At 63.8% G+C, this 21,729-nt stretch carries 19 protein-coding genes; 8 read left to right on the top strand and 11 right to left on the bottom strand.

The window, feature by feature from the left end:
• The first annotated feature begins 3 nt into the window (after nt 1-3).
• Nucleotides 4-807, top strand: a complete 804-nt coding sequence (locus DS839_RS20170; protein ID WP_119272260.1) for an alpha/beta fold hydrolase — start codon at nt 4-6, stop codon at nt 805-807.
• Here DS839_RS20170 and DS839_RS20165 read toward each other — a convergent pair whose 3' ends face one another.
• The 3 genes from DS839_RS20165 to DS839_RS20155 form a co-directional block, all read right to left on the bottom strand.
• Entirely contained in the window at nt 808-1,992 is a 1,185-nt protein-coding gene (locus DS839_RS20165) for an alpha/beta hydrolase (protein WP_119272259.1), read from the bottom strand. It lies immediately after the preceding gene.
• 305 nt (nt 1,993-2,297) lie between these two features.
• On the bottom strand, nt 2,298-3,833 hold the full coding sequence (gene hutH / locus DS839_RS20160; RefSeq protein ID WP_119272258.1) for a histidine ammonia-lyase: 1,536 nt from the start codon (nt 3,831-3,833) through the stop codon (nt 2,298-2,300).
• 8 nt (nt 3,834-3,841) lie between these two features.
• Nucleotides 3,842-5,227 (bottom strand): formimidoylglutamate deiminase, encoded by a 1,386-nt coding sequence (locus DS839_RS20155; protein WP_119272257.1) that lies wholly within the window; start codon nt 5,225-5,227, stop codon nt 3,842-3,844.
• A gap of 43 nt (nt 5,228-5,270) precedes the next feature.
• Between DS839_RS20155 and hutI the strand changes: the two genes are divergently transcribed.
• Genes hutI through DS839_RS20130 form a run of 5 tightly spaced genes read left to right on the top strand, consistent with a single transcriptional unit; the run spans nt 5,271 to nt 10,835 of the window.
• A complete protein-coding gene (gene hutI, locus DS839_RS20150; RefSeq protein ID WP_119272256.1) occupies nt 5,271-6,479 on the top strand; it encodes an imidazolonepropionase in 1,209 nt (402 codons plus the stop codon).
• Complete coding sequence (hutC, locus tag DS839_RS20145; RefSeq protein ID WP_119272255.1) at nt 6,476-7,201, top strand: histidine utilization transcriptional repressor HutC; 726 nt, start codon at nt 6,476-6,478, stop codon at nt 7,199-7,201. Before hutI ends, hutC begins: the two co-directional genes overlap by 4 nt.
• A 13-nt stretch (nt 7,202-7,214) precedes the next feature.
• On the top strand, nt 7,215-8,891 hold the full coding sequence (gene hutU, locus DS839_RS20140) for a urocanate hydratase (protein ID WP_119272254.1): 1,677 nt from the start codon (nt 7,215-7,217) through the stop codon (nt 8,889-8,891).
• An 8-nt stretch (nt 8,892-8,899) separates the two neighbouring features.
• Nucleotides 8,900-10,414, top strand: a complete 1,515-nt coding sequence (locus DS839_RS20135; RefSeq protein ID WP_119272253.1) for an aromatic amino acid lyase — start codon at nt 8,900-8,902, stop codon at nt 10,412-10,414.
• A 13-nt stretch (nt 10,415-10,427) separates the two neighbouring features.
• The gene (locus DS839_RS20130; RefSeq protein ID WP_119272252.1) at nt 10,428-10,835 is read left to right on the top strand and encodes an AprI/Inh family metalloprotease inhibitor; all 408 of its coding nucleotides are present in this window, start codon (nt 10,428-10,430) and stop codon (nt 10,833-10,835) included.
• 179 nt (nt 10,836-11,014) lie between these two features.
• On the opposite strand, the gene DS839_RS20125 is transcribed toward DS839_RS20130, so the two are convergent.
• The 7 genes from DS839_RS20125 to DS839_RS20095 form a co-directional block, all read right to left on the bottom strand.
• Nucleotides 11,015-11,425: a VOC family protein gene (locus tag DS839_RS20125; RefSeq protein WP_119272251.1), complete on the bottom strand. Its 411-nt coding sequence runs from the start codon at nt 11,423-11,425 to the stop codon at nt 11,015-11,017.
• Nucleotides 11,422-11,898, bottom strand: coding sequence for a helix-turn-helix transcriptional regulator (locus DS839_RS20120; protein WP_119272250.1), 477 nt, complete (start codon nt 11,896-11,898; stop codon nt 11,422-11,424). Before DS839_RS20120 ends, DS839_RS20125 begins: the two co-directional genes overlap by 4 nt.
• 57 nt (nt 11,899-11,955) lie before the next feature.
• Nucleotides 11,956-14,397 (bottom strand): GcvT family protein, encoded by a 2,442-nt coding sequence (locus DS839_RS20115; protein ID WP_119272394.1) that lies wholly within the window; start codon nt 14,395-14,397, stop codon nt 11,956-11,958.
• A 2-nt stretch (nt 14,398-14,399) separates the two neighbouring features.
• Nucleotides 14,400-15,287, bottom strand: a complete 888-nt coding sequence (locus tag DS839_RS20110; protein ID WP_119272249.1) for a phosphotransferase — start codon at nt 15,285-15,287, stop codon at nt 14,400-14,402.
• Entirely contained in the window at nt 15,284-17,263 is a 1,980-nt protein-coding gene (locus tag DS839_RS20105; protein WP_119272248.1) for an ABC transporter permease, read from the bottom strand. Before DS839_RS20105 ends, DS839_RS20110 begins: the two co-directional genes overlap by 4 nt.
• Complete coding sequence (locus DS839_RS20100; RefSeq protein WP_119272247.1) at nt 17,260-18,309, bottom strand: quaternary amine ABC transporter ATP-binding protein; 1,050 nt, start codon at nt 18,307-18,309, stop codon at nt 17,260-17,262. Before DS839_RS20100 ends, DS839_RS20105 begins: the two co-directional genes overlap by 4 nt.
• A gap of 221 nt (nt 18,310-18,530) precedes the next feature.
• Complete coding sequence (locus DS839_RS20095; protein WP_119272246.1) at nt 18,531-19,496, bottom strand: ABC transporter substrate-binding protein; 966 nt, start codon at nt 19,494-19,496, stop codon at nt 18,531-18,533.
• Nucleotides 19,497-19,693: 197 nt separating this feature from the next.
• On the opposite strand from DS839_RS20095, the gene DS839_RS20090 reads away from it, so the two are divergent.
• Nucleotides 19,694-20,464: a DeoR/GlpR family DNA-binding transcription regulator gene (locus DS839_RS20090; protein ID WP_119272245.1), complete on the top strand. Its 771-nt coding sequence runs from the start codon at nt 19,694-19,696 to the stop codon at nt 20,462-20,464.
• On the opposite strand, the gene DS839_RS36590 is transcribed toward DS839_RS20090, so the two are convergent.
• Nucleotides 20,451-20,621 (bottom strand): hypothetical protein, encoded by a 171-nt coding sequence (locus DS839_RS36590; RefSeq protein ID WP_162918684.1) that lies wholly within the window; start codon nt 20,619-20,621, stop codon nt 20,451-20,453. The genes DS839_RS20090 and DS839_RS36590 overlap by 14 nt on opposite strands.
• Before the next feature lie 75 nt (nt 20,622-20,696).
• Between DS839_RS36590 and DS839_RS20085 the strand changes: the two genes are divergently transcribed.
• Nucleotides 20,697-21,725, top strand: a complete 1,029-nt coding sequence (locus DS839_RS20085; protein ID WP_119272244.1) for a histone deacetylase family protein — start codon at nt 20,697-20,699, stop codon at nt 21,723-21,725.
• The last annotated feature ends 4 nt before the right edge of the window (nt 21,726-21,729 follow it).

Genomic DNA, 21,729 nt, shown 5'->3' with positions numbered 1-21,729 from the left:
GCAATGCAGCCTCACGACGACGATCTCATCCGTTTCGCCAGTGACGGTGCGCCGGCCCTGCCGCCCGCCGATAGAGAAGGCCATGTCGAGCATGAAGGTGCCCGCATCTGGCATGCGAGCTATGCCGAAGGCGCTCCGGTGATCCTGTTGCATGGCGGCCTGGGCCATAGCGGCAATTGGACCTATCAGCTTCCCGCTTTGTTGGACGCAGGCCATCGCGTCATTCTCATCGACAGCCGCGGTCACGGCCGATCGACGCGCGATGATCGTCCCTTTACCTATGAGCTGATGGCCTCCGATGTGCTCGCGGTGATGGATGCGCTCGATCTCGACAAGGCAGCCTTCATCGGCTGGAGCGACGGCGCCTGCATCGCTCTCGTCCTGGCCATGAGGTCTCCGCATCGCGTCGCGGGTGTTTTCTTCTTCGGCTGCAACATGGATCCGAGCGGCACCAGGGAATTCGTGCCGACGCCTGTCATCGATCGCTGCTTCGGCCGGCACGCCAAGGATTATGCGCGGCTTTCGGTGACGCCGGACCGGTTCGATTCATTCGTCGATGCGGTGAGCCTGATGATGCAGACCGAACCCCATTATTCGGCGCATGACCTGGCCCGGATCCGGGTTCCCGTAGCGATCGTGCACAGCGAGCATGACGAGTTCATCACGCCGGAACATGCCGAATACCTCGCTCGCAGCATTCCCGGCGCCGAGCTGATCCGGCTTGCGGGCGTCAGCCACTTTGCGCCGCTGCAACGGCCGGACTATTTCAATGATGTGCTGTTGACGTTTTTGGAGCGGAAAAACTGATCAGGTCCCGAGCACGAACCGCTCGATCTCGCTGAACATGACCCGCCAGGCCGGTTCCTGCGGCAGGATGACGTGATTGCGGCTTTCGAGCAGGACGAACTCGGCCGCGGGGATACGCGACGCGATCTGGCGGGCCTGATCGAGAGGCTGGACGCCGTCATCGCGCGAATGCATCACGAGCGTCGGGACCCGCACCTTGTCGGTGAGGGCACTCACATCGAAATGATCGACCGCCGCGCGCAGCGCCGCGGCGTTCGCCGCCGAGGTCGAGTGTCTCTGCAGGTCGGCGACGGAGTCGATCTGCTCGCGGTCGCCGCCCGGAATATACATGGTGGTGAACGCATCGATGAAGGCGCTGTCGCGCTTGCCCCAGCCATGCCGGATCAGGGTGATGATGGCCTCGGCCTGCTCGCGCTCGGCAGCCGAGCGGACGAGCCGGCCCTTCTCATAGCCGCCTTGCAGGATCAGATGGCTCACGCGCTCGGGATGACGGCGGATATAGGCGATGGCGATGGGCACGCCCTGCGACATGCCATAGAGGGCGAAACGATCGATGCCGGCTGAATCCACCACCGCTTCGAGATCATCGACGAAGCGATCGAGGGTGAAGTCGGTGACGTCCCAGTCCGAGAGACCATTGCCGCGCTGGTCATAGCGCACCAGGTGAAAACGCCGGCTGAGCTCGTCGAGGAAGGGCCGCCAGATGGGATTGCGCATGTCGTGCTCGAGATGGGTGAGCCAGTGACCGGCCTTCACCATGGGATAGCCGCTTCCCATCGTGGCATAGGCGATACGGGTCTCATCGGCGGAGCGGCAGAAGCCGATGCGCTGGCGGCCCGCGGTGCTGCTCTCCGGCGCTTCGCCGGCGGCCGGTGTGACGGCGGTCACGGCGCCGATGAAGCGGAAGCCGCGGCCGCGCACGGTCTTGATCCATTCCTGGCGCTGGCCGTCATCGCCGATGGCGGAGCGGGCGGCGCTGATGCGGGAATTGATGGCGGATTCCGAAACGATCCGGCCGTTCCAGATGACATTGATCAGCTCGTCGGTCGAGACCACCCGGTCGTGTTCCTTCACCAGATGATGCAGCAGGTCGAAGACCTGCGGCTCGACCGGACGCAGTCCGCCCGCCACGACGAGTTCGCGGGCTGCCGGCGTCAATTCGCATTGCCCGAACTTGTAGCGCATGCGCGCTTCTATCACAGGCTGCTATCCGCATGGAACGGGCGAATGGCAAGCAAAGACAAGCGAGAGGCAAGGATAAGGCAAGCCTCCGATCAAGCGGATTTAAGCGCATTTGCTTACGCTTTGTGGGCCCTCAGCGTAGGAGATCAATGCGGTGAGCGAACTCGGTTTCGAAATGCGACGGCCGGACGGCTCAATCGACCAGCAATTCTATGTCCGGCGCGCCAACCGCCTGCGCAAGGCCGCCCTGCGCAAAGCGGCGAGCCGGTTGCGGGCGCTGCTGTCGCGCTGGCGACGACAGTATGCCCCTATGCAACACCGAGATCGTTCAGCAGACCCGGCACGAAGCCCGCGAAGCTCCCCGTCTCGACCATAGCGGCGATGCCTTCGATGTCGGTGGCGAATTCGCGGTCGGTTTCGCGCGCCGCGGCCTTGCCGCGGATGAGCTTGAAGGTTTCCTCGAGCGGTTGCGACGAGGTAAGGGGCCTGCGGAAGTCGATGCCTTCGGCAGCGGCGAGCAGCTCGATGGCGATGATGCGGGCGAGATTGGCATTCATGAGGGAAAGCCTGCGCGCGCCATGAGTCGCCATGCTGACATGGTCTTCCTGATTGGCCGAGGTCGGCACGCTGTCGACGCTCGCCGGATGGGCGAGCTGCTTGTTCTCGCTCATCAGTGCCGCGGCGGTGCATTGCGGGATCATGAAGCCGGAATTCAGGCCCGGATTGCGGATGAGAAAGGGCGGCAGGAGCGAGATCGTCGGGTCGATCAAAGCGGCGATGCGCCTCTCGCTAATCGAGCCCATTTCGGCGACGGCCATGGCGATGATATCGGCGGCGAAGGCGACGGGCTCGGCGTGGAAATTGCCGCCCGACAACACCGCGCCGTCCTCGGCAAAGACCAGCGGATTATCGGAGACACCATTGGCCTCGATGACGAGCGTCTTCGCGGCATTGCTGAGGAGATCGAGCGCCGCCCCCATCACTTGCGGCTGGCAGCGGAAGGAATAGGGATCCTGCACCCGGTCATCGCCCGTCACATGCGAGGCACGGATGCGGCTTCCTTCCATCAGGCGGCGATAGTGCTTGGCCGCGAGCTGCTGGCCGGGATGCGGCCGCAAGGCATGGATGCGCGGATCGAAGGGCGTGTCCGATCCCATGACGGCATCGACCGAGAGCGCGCCGGCGAGGATTTCGCACGCGGCATTGCGCTCGGCGGCGATGAGGCCGGAAAGGGCGAGCGCGGTCGAGACCTGCGTGCCGTTGAGGAGCGCCAGGCCCTCCTTGGGCCCGAGCGGTACGGGGCCCAAGCCCGCTGCCCGAAGCGCCTCGCGGCCGGAAACGCGTTTGCCTTTGACGAAGGCCTCGCCTTCGCCGATGAGCACGAGGCTCAGATGGGCGAGCGGCGCCAGATCGCCCGAGGCGCCGACCGATCCCTGCCCCGGGATCACTGGCAGGATGTCCTGGTTGAGGAGCTTTGCCAGCGTATCCATCGCCTGGACGCTGATGCCGGAAGCGCCTTGCGAGAGCGCGTTGATCTTGAGCAGGAGGATGGTGCGCACGATGGCTTGATCGAGCGGCGCGCCGACGCCCGCCGCATGCGAGCGCACAATATTGAGCTGCAGCGCCGAGAGATCGGGCGCAGCGATCCGCTGCTTGGCGAGCTTGCCGAAGCCGGTATTGACGCCATAGATCGCGTCACCGGTGGCGAGGAGCCGCGTCACCGTTTCGGCACTGCGCGCGATCTGGGCGCGCGCCTTTGGGGTGAGCTCGATCGTGATCGGCCCGGCCAGCGCCTTGCGGATATGATCGAGAGTGAGCGGACTGTCGCCGATTGGGATGGTCATCGATTGCCTCAGTCAGTAAGCCGCTTCACCGCGGCGCGGAAATTTTTGAAGATTGCCTCTTCCTTGATATGGCGGCGATCTTCGACCACGTGCTGGCCGGCAACGAAGACGTCGCGCACGCATGCATTGCCGCCGGAGAATATCCAGGAATCGAGCGCTGAATCTTCCGACCGTCCGATGAGGGCCGGATGCTCGTCATCGAGGACGGCGATATCGGCGCGGAAGCCGGGCGCCAGGGCGCCGACCGGCTGCGTCATCGATTTGGCGCCGCCCTTGAGCGCCAGATCGAGCAGCGTGCGGCCCGTCGATTGGCCAGGGCCCGCTGCCAGCGCATTGCGGGTGCGGTCGCGCAGACGCTGCGAATATTCGAGCTGGCGCAGGTCTTCGGCCGGGCTCACGCTGATATGGCTGTCCGAGCCGATGGCGATGGCGCCCTTGGCTTTCAGGAAACTGTCGGCCGGGAAGATGCCATCGCCGAGATTGGCTTCGGTCGTGGGGCAGAGACCGGCGATCATGCCGGCCTTTGCCATTCGTTGCGTCTCGTCCGCCGTCATGTGGGTGGCATGGATGCCGCACCAGCGGCTCGACAAGCTGAAATTGTCGAGGAGATACTCGACCGGGCGTTTGCCGCCCGACCAGGCGAGGCAGTCATCGACTTCCTTGGTCTGCTCGGCGACATGGATATGGATGGGCGCCGATGTTCGCCCCATGCGATCGAGACCGGCGATCACCTCGGTGAGAAGCCCTTTGGTCACGGCTCGCAGCGAATGCGGCGAGATGCCGAGCCTCGACTGCGGATTGGCCTTGCTGGCTTTGTCGAGGCTTTCGAGAATTTTAAGGTAGCGACTCGAATCGTTGATGAAGCGGCGCTGTCCCGTCACCGGCGGCTGGCCGCCGAAACCGCCATAGGCATAAAGCGTCGGCAGCAAGGTGATGGCGATACCCGCCTCTTCGGCAGCCTTGAGGCAGCGTAGAGTGAGCTCGGCCGGCTCCTGATAGGGCGTGCCGTCCGGCTGGTGATGCAGATACTGGAATTCGCCGACGACCGTCGAGCCGCTTTTCAGCATCTCGACATAAAGCTGTGTCGCGACCGCTTGAAGGTCATCGGGGCCTAGCTTGAGGGCAAAGCCATACATCACTTCGCGCCAGGTCCAGAAGGAATCGGCCCCAGGCCCCGCCACTTCGGCGAGCCCCGCCATGAGGCGCTGATGGGCATGCGAATGGACATTCGGCACCGCCGGAATGGCGATGCCTTTCAGGGCCTTGACGGTCTTGTCGGCGCTTTGGGCCTCGACCTTCTCGATCATCCCCTGGGGCCCGAGGGTGAGGGTGACGTCCGACGCCCAGCCGGTGGGAAGGAGGGCCGAGGCGAATTTCAACTTGCGCTGTTCCATCTTTTCACTATACTGTATATACAACCTTATACAAGTGGCTTTGATGCTTTTTTCTCATGTGAAGCTCGCGACCATGACCGGCGTCCAGCCCTATGGACTGATCGCGGACGGTGCGGTCCTCGTGGAAGACGGCCGGATCGCCTGGGCCGGGCCGCGCCAGGATGCGCCCCGCGAGAAGACCGGCAAAGCGGTCGATTGCGGCGGGCGGCTTCTGACCCCCGGCCTGATCGACTGCCACACGCATCTCGTCTATGGCGGCAACCGCGCCAATGAATTCGAGATGCGTCTCAATGGCGCCGCCTATGCCGACATCGCCAAGGCCGGCGGCGGCATCCTCTCGACCGTGCGCGCCACGCGCGAGGCAGCGGAAGACGAGCTTGTCCAGTCGGCCTCTGTGCGGCTCGAAAGCCTGCTCCGTGAAGGCGTGACCACGATCGAGATCAAATCGGGCTATGGGCTCGATGTCGAGACCGAGATGAAAATGCTGAAGGTGGCGCGCAAGCTCGGCGAGACGCATTTCGTCGATGTGGTCACGAGCTATCTCGGCGCCCACACCTTCCCGGCTGAATATCGCGACGATCACGCGGCCTATGTCGATCTCGTCTGTGCCAAGGCCTTGCCGGCCATCGCGGAAGCGAAGCTCGCCGATGCCGTCGATGCCTTCTGCGAAGGCATCGCCTTTTCCGTCGCCGAGACGGAGAAGGTCTTCGCCGCGGCGAAGAAGCTTGGACTTCCGATAAAGCTCCATGCCGAGCAGCTCTCCAATCTGGGTGGCGCCAAGCTCGCCGCCAGATATGATGCGCTCTCCGTCGATCATATCGAATATCTGGACGAGGACGGCGTTGAGGCCATTGCCCGCTCGCGAACGGTCGCGGTGCTTCTGCCCGGCGCCTTCTATTACCTCAAAGAGAAGCAGCACCCACCCGTCGCCGCCTTGCGCAAGCACAAGGTGCCGATTGCGATCGCGACCGATCTCAATCCGGGCTCCTCGCCTGTCCATTCGCTCCTCACAACCATGAACATGGCTTGCGTCCTCTTCGGCCTGACTCCCGAAGAGGCGTTGCGCGGTGTCACGGCGAATGCAGCGCTGGCTCTGGGCCTGAAGGATCGCGGGCGGATCGCCCCTGGCCTCAAGGCCGATCTCGTTCTGTGGAATGCCGAGCGGCCGGGCGACCTGGCCTACCCCTTAGGTCTAAATCCTTGCGCCGCGGTGATCCGCGACGGCGCCATCGTCAGGGGCCAGATCGGATGACCGCGCCGCTTTATGCCAAGGTCAAGGAGCATATCCTCGAGCATATCCGCTCCGGCGCCTGGACGCCGGGCACGCGCGTGCCGTCCGAGAACGAGCTCGTCGAGCATTTCAGCATCTCGCGCATGACCGCCAACCGGGCGTTGCGCGAGCTCACCGCCGATGGTTTCCTGTCGCGCGTGCCGGGGGTCGGCACCTTCGTGAAAGAGCCGCCGGCGCGCTCGAGCCTGCTCGAATTGCGCAATATCGCCGAAGAGATCGCCCAGCGCGGCCATGCCTATGCCGCCCATATCAAGAAGCGGCAGACGGTCGAGGCGACACCGGCGCTTGCCGAGCAGTTCGAGATGAAGCACCCCGCAAGGCTCTTCTACCTGGTGATGGTGCATACCGAGAATGGCGTGCCGGTGCAGCTCGAGGAGCGCCATGTCAATCCCTTCACCGCGCCCCAGTTCAACGATCAGGATTTTGCAAAGATCACGCCGACCGCCTATCTGATCGCTCACCAGCCGGTCGATGAGCTCGAGCATACGGTCGAAGCGATCATGCCGAGCCCTGAGCAGTGCGCCTTGCTCGATATCGGCGAGGACGAGCCCTGCCTCGCTTTGCATCGCAGGAGCTGGAGCCGCGGCCATGTCGTGACGGTCGCGACCCTTATCTATCCCGCCAGCCGCTACGCCCTTTACAGCCGCTACAAGACGTCACCCTCAGGAACGCTGAGCCAGTAGGAGTTTTCAAGAGATGAATACGCGCCGCGACAATACTCGCGTCATCAAATCCCCGATCGGCCCCGAGATCAGCGCCAAGAGCTGGCTCACCGAGGCGCCGATGCGCATGCTGATGAACAATCTCGATCCGGGCGTCGCCGAACGTCCCGAGGAGCTCGTCGTCTATGGCGGCATCGGCCGCGCGGCGCGCAACTGGGAAGCCTTCGACCGTATCGTCGCCTCCCTGCGCTCGCTCGAGGAAGACGAGACGCTGCTGGTGCAATCGGGCAAGCCGGTCGGCATCTTCCGCACCCACAAGGATGCGCCGCGCGTCCTCATCGCCAATTCCAATCTCGTGCCGCATTGGGCCGACTGGAACCATTTCAACGAGCTCGACCGCAAGGGCCTCATGATGTACGGCCAGATGACGGCGGGCTCGTGGATCTATATCGGCACACAAGGCATCGTTCAGGGCACCTATGAGACCTTCGCCGAGGTCGGCCGCAAGCATTATGACGGCAAGCTCAAGGGCAAATGGTTCCTGACCGCGGGACTCGGCGGCATGGGCGGCGCCCAGCCGCTCGCCGCCACCATGGCGGGGGCCTCGATGATCGCCATCGAATGCCAGCCGTCGCGCATCGAGATGCGGCTCAAGACCCGATATCTCGACGCCAAAGCGGCGACAGTCGACGAGGCGCTCGCGATGATCGAGCAGTCGCACAGGCAGGGCAAACCGATCTCGGTCGGCGTGCTCGGCAACGCGGCTGAGATCCTGCCCGATCTCGTCAAGCGCGGCATCCGGCCCGACGCGGTTACCGACCAGACCTCGGCGCATGATCCCGTCAACGGTTATCTGCCTGCCGGCTGGACGATCGCCGAATGGGAAGCCAAGCGCGCCACCGATCCCAAGGCGGTCGAAGCCGCCGCGAAGAAATCCATGCGCGACCATGTCGAGGCGATGCTCGCTTTCCACAAGGCCGGCGTGCCGACCCTCGATTACGGCAACAACATTCGCCAGGTCGCTCTCGATATGGGCCTCAAGGACGCCTTCGCCTTCCCGGGCTTCGTCCCGGCCTATATCCGCCCGCTCTTCTGCCGCGGCATCGGCCCCTTCCGCTGGGCAGCGCTCTCCGGCAACCCTGCAGATATCTACAAGACCGACCAGCGCGTGAAGGAGCTGATCCCCGACGATCCGCATCTCCACAACTGGCTCGACATGGCCAAGGAGCGCATCGCCTTCCAGGGCCTCCCCGCCCGCATCTGCTGGGTCGGCCTCGGCCAGCGCCATCGTCTGGGCCTCGCCTTCAACGAGATGGTGAAGAAGGGCGAGCTCGACGCGCCGATCGTGATCGGCCGCGACCATCTCGATTCGGGCTCGGTGGCTTCCCCCAATCGCGAGACCGAGGCGATGCTGGACGGCTCCGATGCCGTTTCCGACTGGCCGCTCCTCAATGCGCTGCTCAACACCGCGAGCGGCGCCACCTGGGTGTCGCTGCATCATGGCGGCGGCGTCGGCATGGGCTTTTCGCAGCATTCGGGCATGGTGATCGTCTGCGACGGCACGGACGACGCGGCCCGCCGCCTCGAGCGCGTGCTGTGGAACGATCCGGGCACCGGTGTCATGCGCCACGCCGATGCCGGCTATGATATCGCCATCGACTGCGCCAAGGAACAGGGTCTCAAGCTGCCGTCGCTGGGCATTGGAATCTGAGGACGGCGATGACACGGCACACGGCGTCCCTGGTCATCACCGGGCACGATCTCGACTTCCGCGACATGGCGAAAGCGGCGGCGGGCAAGCTTCCCGTCTCCTTGGCACCCCAAGCCTTCGCGGCAATCGCCGCCTCGCGCGGGATCGTCGAGACGATCCTTAAGGAGAACCGGCCGGCCTATGGCATCACCACGGGCGTCGGCTCCCAGAAGGATTTCGCGGTCGATCCGGCATCGGCCGCCGCCTACAATGCGAGGCTCGTCGCCGCCCATGCGACGCGCGTGCCGGGGCCGACCTTGCCGCCCGAAGCCGTGCGCGGCGCCATGATCTTTCTCGCCAACCAATTCGCCAATGGCCTGTCCGGCGTGTCGCCGGAGCTGGTCGAATTGCTCGTCGCCGCGATCAATGGCGACAAGATGCCGGAGATCGACGGCTCGGGCTCGGTTGGCGCTTCCGATCTCGTGCCCAATGCGCAATTGGCGCATTGGCTGCTCAACCGTCCGGAAGCGAAGAAGCTCGGGCTTCCTCGTCCCAAGGAAACGCTTTCGCTCATCAACAACAATGCCATCTCGCTGGCGCAAGGGGCGATGGCACTTGCTTCCGCCGAGCGCCTGCTCGCGGCCTTCGATCTCGCTGCGGCGGCAGCGCTGGAAGGCTTCCGCGGCAATCTGGGCTCGATCTCGGAGGCGGCGAACCGCGCCCATAAGCGCGAGGGCCAGCGCCGCGCGGCACAGCGTCTGCGCCATTTCCTGAGTGACAGCCGCCTGTGGAACAAAGGCGAGCCGCGCCTGTTGCAGGATCCTCTCTCCTTCCGTTGCGTGTCGCAAGTCCATGGCGCGGCGGCGGAGGTCTTCGCCGAGACGGCAAAGGTCTGGAATTCCGAGCTGAACTCGGTCAACGACAATCCGATCATCGACCGCGAGACGGCGGACGCCGTATCGAACGGCAATATGGATACGACGCGTCTCACCTTGGCCGCCGACCATCTGCGCCAGGCTTTGGGCAAGATGTGCGATCTCGCCGGCGAGCGCGTCCACAAGCAGCAATGGCCGGCCTTCACCGGCCTGCCCACCGGCCTTGCCGAGGAAGGAGGCGCCGTCGGCGGCGTTCAGTTCCTCAATCTCGGCCATATCACCGCATCCCTCGTCACCTCGGTGAAGATCTGGGCCCGACCCAGCCTGCTCAATTCCGTGGGCCAGGTCGCCGATGGCGTGGAGGACACGGCGAGCCACGCCCTTCATGCCGTGCATGATCTGATGCGGGTCATCGACGCCGGCTGGAAGATCGCCGGCCTCGAGCTGATGATCGCGGTCTGGGCGATGAAGCGCCGGCGCCTCGGCACGGCCGATCTGGGCAGAGGCATCCGCCCGGCCGTCGAGAGTCTAAGCGATATGCTGCCGATCGGGCGGGAGGGCGATGCGATCTTCGATATCGCGCCCTTGATCGCCGAATTGCAGTCGGGCGCCCTTCTCGATCGCGCCTTGACGGAAAGTCGGGAAAAGGTTGATCTTTCCCTCGATTGAGGGAACGGCTGCCATGCGGACGATCAGGGTTTTGGGCTTTCTGGTTTTGCTCGGCGCGAGCCCGGCCGCGGCGCAGGCGCTCATGGATCTCGAGGCGGTCGACCCGGCGATGCTGGACGATTTCCTGGGCGACTGGTCGATCCAGAATGTCGATAGCAGCAAGACCTGCAGGGTAACGCTCAGCCGCGAGACGACGATCGGCGGCTTCGTGGTCGATGTCGATCCCGATTGCGGCCAGGTTTTTCCGGTGATGAACGATGTGGCGGCCTGGCGCCTCTATGAGGATTGGCAGATCGTCTTCGTCGATGCGACGAAGAAGTCGCTCATCCGCTTCTCGACGCCCGACAATGCCTATGTCGCCGAACCCGAGGCCGACGGCATCACCACCATCGTGAAGCTCGGCGGCGGGCTGGAAAATTAGAGCGTGATGACTGGAAAAAGAGTCGGCCCGCCGAAACATCCTCATGCTGAGGTGCGAGCGTAGCGAGCCTCGAAGCATGACCCAGGAACGACGGTCTTGCCGCTTGCCACCCTTCGAGGCCCGCCTACGGCGGGCACCTCAGGGGTGAGGGTTGTGAGGCGGACTAAACTCATCACGCCCTACCCTCGCCGCGCCTCGATCATCTTCCACCCGTTGCCCGACGGATCGCGGAAGCCGGCATCCACGGAACCGTAGCGCTCGACCGGTTCCTGGGTGAATTCCACGCCGCGGGCGTGCATCCGCTCATAGGCGGCGCGGCAGTCGTCGACGACGAGCACGAGCGGCGGCATGGCGCCCTTCGCCACGGCCTCGCGCAGGGTCTGCGCCGTCGCGGCGTCGACCATGGGTGACTGCGGCATGAACAGGCCGAGCTGGAAGGAGGGCTGGTCCGGATGCTGCACCGTGAGCCAGCGGTAATCGCCGTTGCGCGCATCGGTATGGATGCGGAATCCGAGCTTTTCGACATAGAACGCGACCGCTTCGTCCTGATCGCGAACATAAAGACCAACGACCTCGATACCTTGACTCATGGGACCTCCGTTTTTTCGGGGCCGCTTATATCGTCCGCCTCCTGCCGCCGCTTCTCCAAAACTGCGATCTTGAGGTCGGGCCGATGGGCGGCGCTGGTGAAGCAGCCCGGCACCCGCTTGAGCTCGTGCGGAGCCGCCTTCTCACGTAGCCGGAGCTCACCTGGGCTCTCGCCGGTGACGTCACGGAATACGCGTCCAAAGGTCCCCAGACTGTTCCAGCCGGTCTGGAACGCGATCTCGGTGATGGCGAGATCCGTATCGCGCAGCAGCGCCTTGGCCCGCTCCAGCCGGCGGGTGAGCAGATAGCGGTGCGGCGGCACGCCGAAGGCCTTCTTGAACGATCGCGCGAAATGGGCCTCGGAGACGCCGCTCACGCGCGCCAACCGCCTGACGGGCCATTCCTCCTGCGAGGCGGCGTCCATCCGGTCCTTCGCGCGCAGCAGACGGCGCAACAGCTTGGGGTCCTGGCTCATGACGTGCCTTGTATCACGCGCGGGCCTGAGAACGGAAAGCTCCGATGGAGAAGTGTATCAGGACTTTACGCGCGCATTTGCCGAGTCATACAGCGGTTCGAGATGCACCTGCGCCTTGACCACGTCCTTCGCGACCACGAGCTCATAGGTTCCTTGGCCGAGATAGGCATCATCGACGCCGTCGCCGTCGCGCACATAGCCGAAGCCGATCGGCTTGCCGACCGTGTAGCCATAGCCGCCGCTGGTGAGATAACCGACCTGGCGGCCGTTGCGCAGAATGGTCTCGCGGCCGAGGAGCACAATGGAAGGATCATCGGTGGTGAAGCCCGCGAGCTTTTTCGGCAAAGGCGAGGCGGCGGCCTTGGCGCAGGCTTCGCGCCCGAGGAAGGCGATATTCGACTTGAGCTTCACCGCCCAGCCGAGCCCGGCCTGGAACGGATTGTCATTGGGCGTGATGTCGGAGCCCCAGGCGCGATAGCCTTTCTCGAGCCTGAGCGCTTCCAAAGCGCGATAGCCCGCGGGCGCGATGGCCTGCGGCGCGCCCGCTTGCATCAGCGCGTCGAACACATCGCCGGTGGCGCCGATCGGCATGTGCAATTCCCAGCCGAGCTCACCCACATAAGTGACGCGCAGCGCCCGCAGCCTGTGGCCGGCGATCTCGATCTCGCGCACATGGCCGAAGGGGAAGGCCTGGTTCGACATGTCGGCTTGGGTGACGCCCGCGATCACCTCGCGTGACTTGGGCCCCATCACCGAGAGCGTGCCCCAGCCTTCCGTAACATCCTCGATCCGGGCATCGAGGCCAGGCTTGATATGGTCCCTGATCCAGGCGAGATCATGGGTGCGGAAGCCGGTGCCGGTGACGATATAGAAATGATCGTCGGCCAGGCGCGCGACGGTGAGGTCGCATTCGATGCCGCCGCGCGAATTGAGCATCTGCGTATAGGTCAGGCGCCCGGCCGGGCGGGTGACGTCATTGGCGCAAATCCACGACAGGGCCTCGGCCGCATCCGCGCCTTTAAGCTCATATTTGGCGAAGGAGGACTGATCGAACACGCCGACGCGCTCGCGCACCGCTTTGTGCTCCTGGCCCACCGCATCGAACCAGTTCTGCCGTCCCATGGAATAGAGGTCCTTCGGCTCCACGCCTTTGGGTGCAAACCAGTTCGGCCTTTCCCAGCCGAGCTTCGAGCCGAAGCAGGCATTGAGACCTTTGAGCCGCTCATAGAGCGGGGAAACGATCCGCGGTCTTACGCTCTGATATTCCTCATGCGGGAAGCCGATCGTGTAGTGCTTGCCATAGGCTTCGAGCGTGCGCTCATTCACCCAGTTGCGGTCCTTATGCAGTTCGGAGAAGCGCCTTATGTCGACGACCCAGAGATCCATGGGGGCTTCGCCTGAGGCGACCCATTGCGCCAGCACCCAACCAGCTCCGCCGCCGCTCGCTATGCCGAAGGCGTTGAAGCCGGCGCCGACATAATAATTGGCGAGCTCGGGCGCTGCCCCCAGGATGAAGTTGCCGTCGGGCGTGAAACTTTCCGGCCCGTTGATCATCTTCTTGATGCCGGTCGTCTCGAGCGCCGGCACGCGGGCCAGCGCCTGCGTCATATGCTGCTCGAAATGATCCCAGTCGTCCTCGAAGAGCTGGAACTCGAAGTCGGAGGGCACGTCATCGAGCGTCCAGCTGATGGGATCGGGCTCATAGCCCCCCATCACCAGCCCGCCGACCTCTTCCTTGAAATAGGTGCGCCGGTCGGGATCACGAATGGTGGCGATGTCGGTCGAAAGCCCCGTAACCTTCTCGGTGATGATATATTGATGCTTGACCGGCTGCAGCGGCACGCTGACGCCCGCGAGAGCGCCGAGCTGGCGCGCCCATTGCCCGCCGCAATTCACCACCTTCTCGCAGGCGATGCGGCCGTGATTGGTCCTGACCGCCGTGACCCGGCCCTTGTCGATGTCGAAACCCTCGACCCTGACCCCTTCGAAAAGCTTGGCGCCATGCATGCGCGCACCCTTGGCGAGCGACTGGGTGATATCGGAAGGGCTCGCCTGGCCGTCCGTGGCTAAGAAGCTCGCGCCGACGAGATCGGAGACCTCCATCAAGGGCCACATCGCCTTGACCTCATACGGTGAAAGGAGGTGCATCTCCATACCGAAGCTCTGCGCGGTGGTAGCGAGGCGCTTATATTCGATCCAGCGGTCCTCGTTGCAGGCGAGCCTCAGGCAGCCCGTCATCTTCCAGCCAGTTTCGAGGCCGGTCTCCTTGGCGAGGTTCTTGTAGAGCTCGACCGAATATTTGAGCACTTGCGTGATCGAGGCCGACGAGCGCAGCTGCCCGACGAGCCCCGCTGCATGCCAGGTCGAGCCGGAGGTGAGCTTGTTCTGCTCGATGAGGATGACATCCGCTTTGTGATCGCGCGCCAGATGATAGGCGGTCGAGCAGCCGATGATGCCGCCGCCGATGACGATGGTCCCGGCGTGGCTGGGTAGCGAGATGGTCATGATGCTCCGTAACGGTCCTGGAAGGTCTTGAGCGCCCGCTCATAGCGGCCGAGATACTCATTGGCATGCGCCACATAATCGACGCCCGGCGCATTGAGGTGCAGCTCCGAGACCATGCCCCATGTCGCCTCGCGCAAGGCCGACGCCGTCTTCATCGCGTCGAAGGCGCGCTGCGTCGCCTCGTCCGGGGCTTTCTCGAAATAGATTTCGAGCAGCCGGCGCTCCTGCCTCTCGTCGAAGGAGTTGTTGGCCGAGATATTGGCGAGGTCGAACATGGCGGTGCCGAAGCCGCCATATTCCCAGTCGATGAGCCACAGCCGCCGTCCGTCATCCATGAAATTGCCGGGGAGAAGGTCGTGATGGCCGAAGACGACAGGCAGCGGGATTTGCGCGTCTTCCAACGCATCGATCTGCGCGAGCCAGCGCGGTATATCGCCGACACGCGCGTGGCCGCCCTCCTTTAGCGTATTTCCGTAATCCCGCAGCACATGGAAGACCCAGAAGATCGAGGCGGGGCCGGTGACCCGGCGCTTCATGTCGCGATGGCATGTCTTCAAGAGCTCGGCGCAGCGCTCGAGATTGTCGCGCACATTTTCTTCCGAGAAGGTTTTGGCTTCGATGAAGCGCACCACCATGAGCCCGGGCTCGGCATGGACAACCTCTGGTGAGAGGCCCGCTGCATGCGCGGCCCGGCTGGCGCGCGCCTCGCGGTCGCGGAAGACATGATGACAGGGAAAATCTTCGCCGACCCTCGCGACATATTTGCCTTTCGCGTCCGAGACGATGAAGCTCGCATTGCTCAAGCCGCCCTTGAGCGGTTCGAGCGTCACGGCGCCCTGCCAGCAGGCGAGATTGCGCACGCGCTGTTCCGCAGAATTGCTCATGCGAGGCCGCGCCTGGCCTTCATGCGCTCGACCCAGGCGGTGATCAGCCGGTCGGCGATGATGCCGATGAAGGCGATGGCGAGGCCGGCGACGATGCCCTTGCCGGCATCGGCCTTGGACAGCGCCTTGAACACTTCCTGGCCGAGATCGCGCGTGCCGATCATGGCGCAGATGACGATCATGCTGAGCGACAGCAGGATCGTCTGGTTGATCCCGAGCATGATCTCCGGCATCGCCACCGGCAATTGCACGCGCCAGAAGAGCTGCCGCTTGGTGCAGCCTGCGGCGACGCCGGCCTCGATCAACTCATGCGGCACCTGCCTTATGCCGTGATTGGTGTAGCGGATGGCGGGCACGATGGCGAAGGCGACGGTGGCGATCAGCGCCGTCACGTCGCCGACCCGGAACAGCATTACGACAGGGATGATGAAGCAGAAGGAGGGAATGGTCTGCAGCGTGTCGATGATGGGCGTCACGATCTTTTCCACCCGCCTGGAGCGCGAGGCCCAGACGCCGATCGGTATGCCGATGAGGGCAGCGATGAAGGCCGCGACACCGCACAGATAGAGCGTCGCCATGGTCTGCACCCAGAGGCCGGTCGCGGCGCAGAAGGCGGCGAGGGCGGCGACGATGAGCGCCAGCGGCAGCGCGCCCAGGCGGAAGCCCGCGAAGCCGAGCAGCAGGACGACGCCAAGCCAGGGCAGTCCTTCGAAAAACGCGCGCAAAGGGTTGAGGACATAGATGAGGAAGGTGGTGCGGACGATCTCGATGACGTCGAAATAATTGACCGTCACCCAGTCGACCGCCGCCTTCCAGGCGGGGGCCGTCGTCACGGTGATCTCGGTCGGCACCTTGTCGAAGGCGGGCAAGACGAGACCGGCCAATGTCGTCAGAAGCAGCAAGGCGAGGATGGTGATGAAATCGCGGTGTCGTTCATGCCAGGGCCTGGCCACGGCCTCCTGCTCCGGCCGCTGCGCGGCCGCCGCCTGGCTCACCCGGTCGAGAACGATGGCGAGGATGACGATGGCGAGACCCGCTTCCATCGCCTGCCCCACTTTGAGGGCCCGCAGAGCGAGCAGCACGTCATAGCCGAGCCCGCCTGCCCCGATCATCGAGGAGATGATCACCATGTTGAGCGCCAGCATGATGACCTGGTTGACGCCCAGCATGAGCGACGGCTTGGCGCTCGGCACCAGCACGCGCCATAGTTTCTGCAGCTTCGTGCAACCCGCCATGTCGGCGAAGTCCTTGATGTCCTGCGGCACCTTGGCGAGGCCGAGCACGGTTGCGCGCACCATGGGTGGCGTGGCGAAGAGACCGGTGGCGAGAAGGGCCGAGACCGGGCTGTTGCCGAAGAGCAGCAGCATGGGAATGAGATAGGCGAAGGTCGGGATCGTCTGCATCAGATCGAGCAGCGGCGTGATCACGATGCGGTTGATCCACGGATTGAGATAGCCCCAGATGCCGATGAGGAGCCCGGTCGCGACGCAGATCGGCACGCAGACCAGGATCAGGGCCAGCGTCAGCATGGCGCTGTCCCATTGCCGGAAGAGCGCGATGGCGAGGAAGCTGAGGCCGCTCAGCAAAGCGAGCTTGAGCCCGCCGAAACGGTAGCCGATCAAGCCGGCGACCGCGCAAAGGCCGACCCAGGAGAAGCGCGGCAAGGTGATGAAGCCGTCGCCCCAGTTGATCCGGTAGCCTTTGGCGAGGAAGCCGATGGCAAGCTGCAGCGGAATGTTGATGAGATCGGCGAGGCCGCGGGTCAACCAGATGAAGGTCGCCTTGATCCACCCCATGATGGCATTCACCCAGTCGGTGAAGGGGATGACCGCGGCTTGCGGATAGTCGGTGCCGCCGGGCACGATCCAGGCGACGGTGAAGGCGACGATGACGGCCGCGAGCAGGATCAGCGCGGCGCGCCAGCCCGGCAGCGCGCCGAGTTGCCCTTCCTTATGCTCGAGCGCGACATCGGTCATGGCCGCAGCTCTTTCGCCTTGCGCCCCGCCAGGAGATCGATCACCGCTTGCGGCGCGATCTCGCCCAAAAGATCGCCCTTGCCGTCGACCACCGCGAAGGGCGCCTTGGCCGCCACGATGTCGGCGGCGAAGGTCTCGATCTTCGCCTTGGCCTCGACCTTGCCGGCGTGATGCTGATGCGTCTTGCCGCGCGTCATCAGGCTTTGCGCCGACATGACCTTGGCGCGGTTCACGTCGCGGGTGAATTCCGCCACATAATCGGTCGCCGGATTGAGCACCAGTTCTTCCGGCGCGCCGATCTGGATGATCTCGCCGTCCTTCATGATGGCGATGCGGTCGGCGAGCCTGATCGCCTCGTCGAAATCATGGGTGATGAAGACGATGGTCTTCTTGAGCACGTTCTGGAGCCGCATGAGCTCCGATTGCATTTCGCGCCGGATCAGGGGATCGAGCGCCGAGAACGGCTCGTCCAGGAACCAGATCTCGGGCTCGACCGCGAGCGAGCGCGCGATGCCGACGCGCTGCTGCTGGCCACCCGAGAGTTCGCGCGGATAGTGATGCTCGCGGCCCTTGAGGCCGACGAGATCGACCATCGCCTTGGCGCGTTTCGTCTGCTGCGCCTTGGGCACACCCTGGACCGAGAGCGGGAAGGCGACATTCTCGAGCACGGTCAGATGCGGCAGGAGCGCGAAATGCTGGAACACCATGCCCATCTTGTGGCGGCGGATCTCGATCAGCTCAGCTTCGCTGGCCTTGAGGAGATCGCGGCCATCGAATTCGACTTCGCCATAGGTTGGCTCGATCAGACGCGACAGGCAGCGCAGCAATGTCGATTTGCCGGAGCCCGAAAGGCCCATGACGATGAAGATCTCGCCTTCATGCACATCGATGCTGGCCCGGCGCACCGCGCCGATGAGCCTGGCCTCAGCCAAAGCCTCGGCGGAAGCATCGCCCTTGTGCCGGCGCATGAAGTCTTCCGCGCTGCCGCCGAAGACTTTCCAAAGATTGCGGCAAGACAGCTTCACCGGCCGCTTCGCATCGGTCATCGAAACTCGTTCCGTGTCCAAGCTTTCGCTAGCTTTCCCCCTCTCCCGTTGCGAAGCAATGGGAGAGGGTGCCCGAAGGGCGGGTGAGGGCTCTTTGTCTCGGCAAGAAATATTTGTTCAGATTAGAATGCATTTCGCGAAAGAGCCCTCATCCGGCCTTCGGCCACCTTCTCCCACGCTGCGCGCGGGAGAAGGGGAATTCGTGGAGAACGCCCTGGCCTCTACTGCGCCCAAGCCTTCCACTTGGCCTCATTGGCGGCGATCCAGGCGGCCGCGACCTCATCGATCGACTTGCCGGCGAGATCGACCTCGCCCGAGAGCTTGTTGAGCTCTTCCGCCTCGATCTGATAGGCCTTGGCGACTTTGTAGGCGATCGGCCATTTGTCCTTCATGCCGGACCAGGCATATTTCCAGATCTCGCCATGCGGCTTGCCGCAATCATGCGCCTTGTCGGGATTGCCGCCCCATTTCGGATCCGTGTAGCATTCGGGCGTGTATTCCGGGAACTGGATCCACTCTCCTTCATATTTTGCCGGCGCCCAATGTGGCGAATAGATCCACAGCATGATCGGCCCTTTGCGCTGATAGGCCGAATCGAGCTCGGCGAACATCGCGGCATCGGTGCCGGCGTGGATGACGGTGAACGGCAGGCCCAGCGCCTCGACACGCTCGTCGTCGAAACCTTCCCAGGTCACCGGTCCGCCGAGATAGCGGCCCTTGGGCGCCGTCTCCGGCGTCGAGAAGGCTTCCGCGCATTTCGGATCCTTGAGCGCTTCCCAATTGGGGAGCCCCGGGCATTTCTCCTTCATATAGATCGGATACCACCACTCTTCCTTGGCCTTGGGCCCGAGCGCGCCGAGCTTCTCGGTCTGGCCGGTTGCGTCCGACGCCTTCATCGCTTCACCGGCCGTCGTGTCCCAGAACTCGACGCCCACCGTGAGGTCGCCATTGGTGAGGCCGGTGGTCAGGCTCGAAAGGTAATCGGCGGTCGGATATTCGACCGTGTAGCCGAGCTTCTCGAGAATGCCGCCGAGGATCTTGGCGTTGAGATTGACGCTGGTCCAGTCGAACAAGGCGATCTTGACGGGATCGTTCGATTCGACCGCGTATGTGGGCATGGGGGTGAGCGCCGTCGCCGCCAGAGCGGCAAGGCCGAACAAGGCACTTGTTACGCGCAATCTGCTCATGGATGTCTTCCTCTTCCTGGCTCCCAATACGGACTTTGATTTTTGCTGTGGTCCGTTGGCGGCAAGTGTCACGGCACTGGCCCATGACTGTCAATGCCAAACCACAAAATCCGTGGAAATTTGTGGATTTGAGAGAATTTTCTTGCCAGAAATGACCAATTGACGGTCAATCCGCTCAATATCGGGCAAATGGAACCATGAATCGCCTCTCTCGCCGCCATGCCGAGATCCGTCGCCTCTTGCATGACCACATGTCGGCCTCGGTCGCCGATCTGTCGGACTGGCTCTCGGTCTCGGCCGAAACCATCCGCCGCGACCTGCGCCTCCTGGCCGAGCGCGGCGAGGTCCTGAAGATGCATGGCGCCGCCGCTTTGCCGCATGCCGTCGGCGAGGCACCCTTCGAGCGCCGCATGCGCGAGAATGCTCTCGGCAAACGCGCGATCGCGCGCCGCGCGGCGCAAGCCATCGAAGACGGCGACAGCATCATGCTCGATACCGGCACCACGACGAGCTATCTGGCGCGTGAGCTTTTGCAGAAGCGCGGGCTGACGGTGGTCACCAATTCCTGCGACATCGCCCGCACGCTGTCGACCGTCAACGGCAACACCGTGCATATCGCCGGCGGCGAACTTCAGGGCGACAATGGCGCGGCTTTCGGCAACTCGGCCGTCGCCTTCGTCGAGCGCTTCAATGTCCGCCACGCAATCATCACCGCAGGCGCGCTCGATGCCGCGACCGGCGTCAACGACTACAATCTGGCGGAAGCGGAATTCGCCGCTACCGTCTTGTCGCGTGGCGAGCGCTGCGTCGTCGTCACCGATCATAGCAAGTTCGGGCGCAGCGCCCTCGTGAACGTATGCGGCTTCGATCAGCTCGACTGCCTGGTGACAGATGCGAAGCCGCCGGATGATCTCGCCCGCGCTCTCCAGGCGGCGGGCGTCGCCGTCGAGATCGCTACACTCCCTTGAGCAGGCAGCCTGCCGCCAGCACGATGAAGGCGATCGTCATCAGCCATATGGCGGCGAGCGGGATGAAGGTCAAAGCATTGAGGGCGGCGAGGACGGCAAGCACCGCGATGATAAGAGCGATCACGAAGGTGATGGTCTTAGGCGCACTGAGTTCCATGACGGATCCCCTCTTGAGTTGGCCTGATTCGGAATCTACACCAAAATCGCCCCAAGGACAAAAAGCAGGTCATTCATGAAAGTCGTCTATTCCGAAGATCACCGGCTGCATTTCCCGCAAGGCGAGCTCTATGGCGGCGAGTTCGTGACGCCTTTCGAGCGGCCCTCGCGCGTCGAATACATCTTGCGCGAATTGAAGCGGCGCAAGATGGCCGACCTCATGGCGCCGGCGAAGCTCGATTGGAAGCCTGTGCGCAAGGTGCATGACCGCGAATTCCTCGACTTCCTCGAGACCGCCTGGTCGGAATGGACGGCAGCCGGTTATCGCGGCGAGATCATTCCGACGGGTTTCGCCGCGCGCGGCATGGGCCGGAAGAAACCGCGCTTCATCGACGGCAAGGTCGGCTATTACTGTCATTCGATGGAGACCTGCATCACCGCCGGCACCTGGGAGGCGGCTCAGGCCTCGGCCGCCGTGGCGCAGACGGCGCAGAAGCTCGTGAGCGCCGGCGCCCGCTCCGCCTTCGCTTTGTGCCGGCCGCCCGGCCATCATGCGCATCACGACATGTATGGCGGCTATTGCTTCCTCAACAACGCCGCCATCGCGGCGCAAGGCTTTCTCGATCGCGGCGCCAAGCGCGTCGCCATTCTCGATGTCGACTTCCATCACGGCAACGGCACGCAGGACATCTTCTATGGAAGGGACGACGTCCTTTTCTGCTCGCTGCATGGCCAGCCGCAAGACGCCTATCCCTATTTCCTCGGCTACAAGGACGAGAAGGGTTCGGGCAAGGGCGAAGGCTTCAACCTCAACTACCCGATGCCGCCCGGCAGCAAATACGATGTCTGGGGCAAGGCGCTCGCCGATGCCACCGCCAAGATCAGGCGCTTCAAGCCCGATGCGCTCGTCGTGTCGCTGGGCGTCGACACCTTCAAGGACGATCCGATCAGCTTCTTCAAGCTGACCTCGGACGACTTCTCGACCTATGGCGCGGCGATCGCCAAGTTCAAGCTGCCGACCTTGTTCGTGATGGAAGGCGGCTATGCCGTCGAGGCAATCGGCATCAACACGGTGAATGTGCTGGAGGGCTTTCTCAACGCCTGACCGC

It is taken from the genome of Taklimakanibacter deserti (assembly GCA_003574785.1).
This window is presented reverse-complemented; position numbering and strand designations above follow the sequence as displayed.

What these genes read in the sequence shown, in the direction of transcription:
- DS839_RS20090 (WP_119272245.1), top strand. Translation starts at nt 19,694, where the DNA reads ATGAATCGCCTCTCTCGCCGCCATGCCGAGATCCGTCGCCTCTTGCAT.
- DS839_RS20130 (WP_119272252.1), top strand. Translation starts at nt 10,428, where the DNA reads ATGCGGACGATCAGGGTTTTGGGCTTTCTGGTTTTGCTCGGCGCGAGC.
- hutC (WP_119272255.1), top strand. Translation starts at nt 6,476, where the DNA reads ATGACCGCGCCGCTTTATGCCAAGGTCAAGGAGCATATCCTCGAGCAT.
- DS839_RS20100 (WP_119272247.1), bottom strand. Translation starts at nt 18,309, where the DNA reads ATGACCGATGCGAAGCGGCCGGTGAAGCTGTCTTGCCGCAATCTTTGG.
- DS839_RS20125 (WP_119272251.1), bottom strand. Translation starts at nt 11,425, where the DNA reads ATGAGTCAAGGTATCGAGGTCGTTGGTCTTTATGTTCGCGATCAGGAC.
- DS839_RS20085 (WP_119272244.1), top strand. Translation starts at nt 20,697, where the DNA reads ATGAAAGTCGTCTATTCCGAAGATCACCGGCTGCATTTCCCGCAAGGC.
- DS839_RS20110 (WP_119272249.1), bottom strand. Translation starts at nt 15,287, where the DNA reads ATGAGCAATTCTGCGGAACAGCGCGTGCGCAATCTCGCCTGCTGGCAG.
- DS839_RS20170 (WP_119272260.1), top strand. Translation starts at nt 4, where the DNA reads ATGCAGCCTCACGACGACGATCTCATCCGTTTCGCCAGTGACGGTGCG.
- hutI (WP_119272256.1), top strand. Translation starts at nt 5,271, where the DNA reads ATGCTTTTTTCTCATGTGAAGCTCGCGACCATGACCGGCGTCCAGCCC.
- hutH (WP_119272258.1), bottom strand. Translation starts at nt 3,833, where the DNA reads ATGACCATCCCAATCGGCGACAGTCCGCTCACTCTCGATCATATCCGC.
- DS839_RS20165 (WP_119272259.1), bottom strand. Translation starts at nt 1,992, where the DNA reads ATGCGCTACAAGTTCGGGCAATGCGAATTGACGCCGGCAGCCCGCGAA.
- DS839_RS20120 (WP_119272250.1), bottom strand. Translation starts at nt 11,898, where the DNA reads ATGAGCCAGGACCCCAAGCTGTTGCGCCGTCTGCTGCGCGCGAAGGAC.
- DS839_RS20095 (WP_119272246.1), bottom strand. Translation starts at nt 19,496, where the DNA reads ATGAGCAGATTGCGCGTAACAAGTGCCTTGTTCGGCCTTGCCGCTCTG.
- DS839_RS36590 (WP_162918684.1), bottom strand. Translation starts at nt 20,621, where the DNA reads ATGGAACTCAGTGCGCCTAAGACCATCACCTTCGTGATCGCTCTTATC.
- DS839_RS20105 (WP_119272248.1), bottom strand. Translation starts at nt 17,263, where the DNA reads ATGACCGATGTCGCGCTCGAGCATAAGGAAGGGCAACTCGGCGCGCTG.
- DS839_RS20135 (WP_119272253.1), top strand. Translation starts at nt 8,900, where the DNA reads ATGACACGGCACACGGCGTCCCTGGTCATCACCGGGCACGATCTCGAC.
- DS839_RS20155 (WP_119272257.1), bottom strand. Translation starts at nt 5,227, where the DNA reads ATGGAACAGCGCAAGTTGAAATTCGCCTCGGCCCTCCTTCCCACCGGC.
- hutU (WP_119272254.1), top strand. Translation starts at nt 7,215, where the DNA reads ATGAATACGCGCCGCGACAATACTCGCGTCATCAAATCCCCGATCGGC.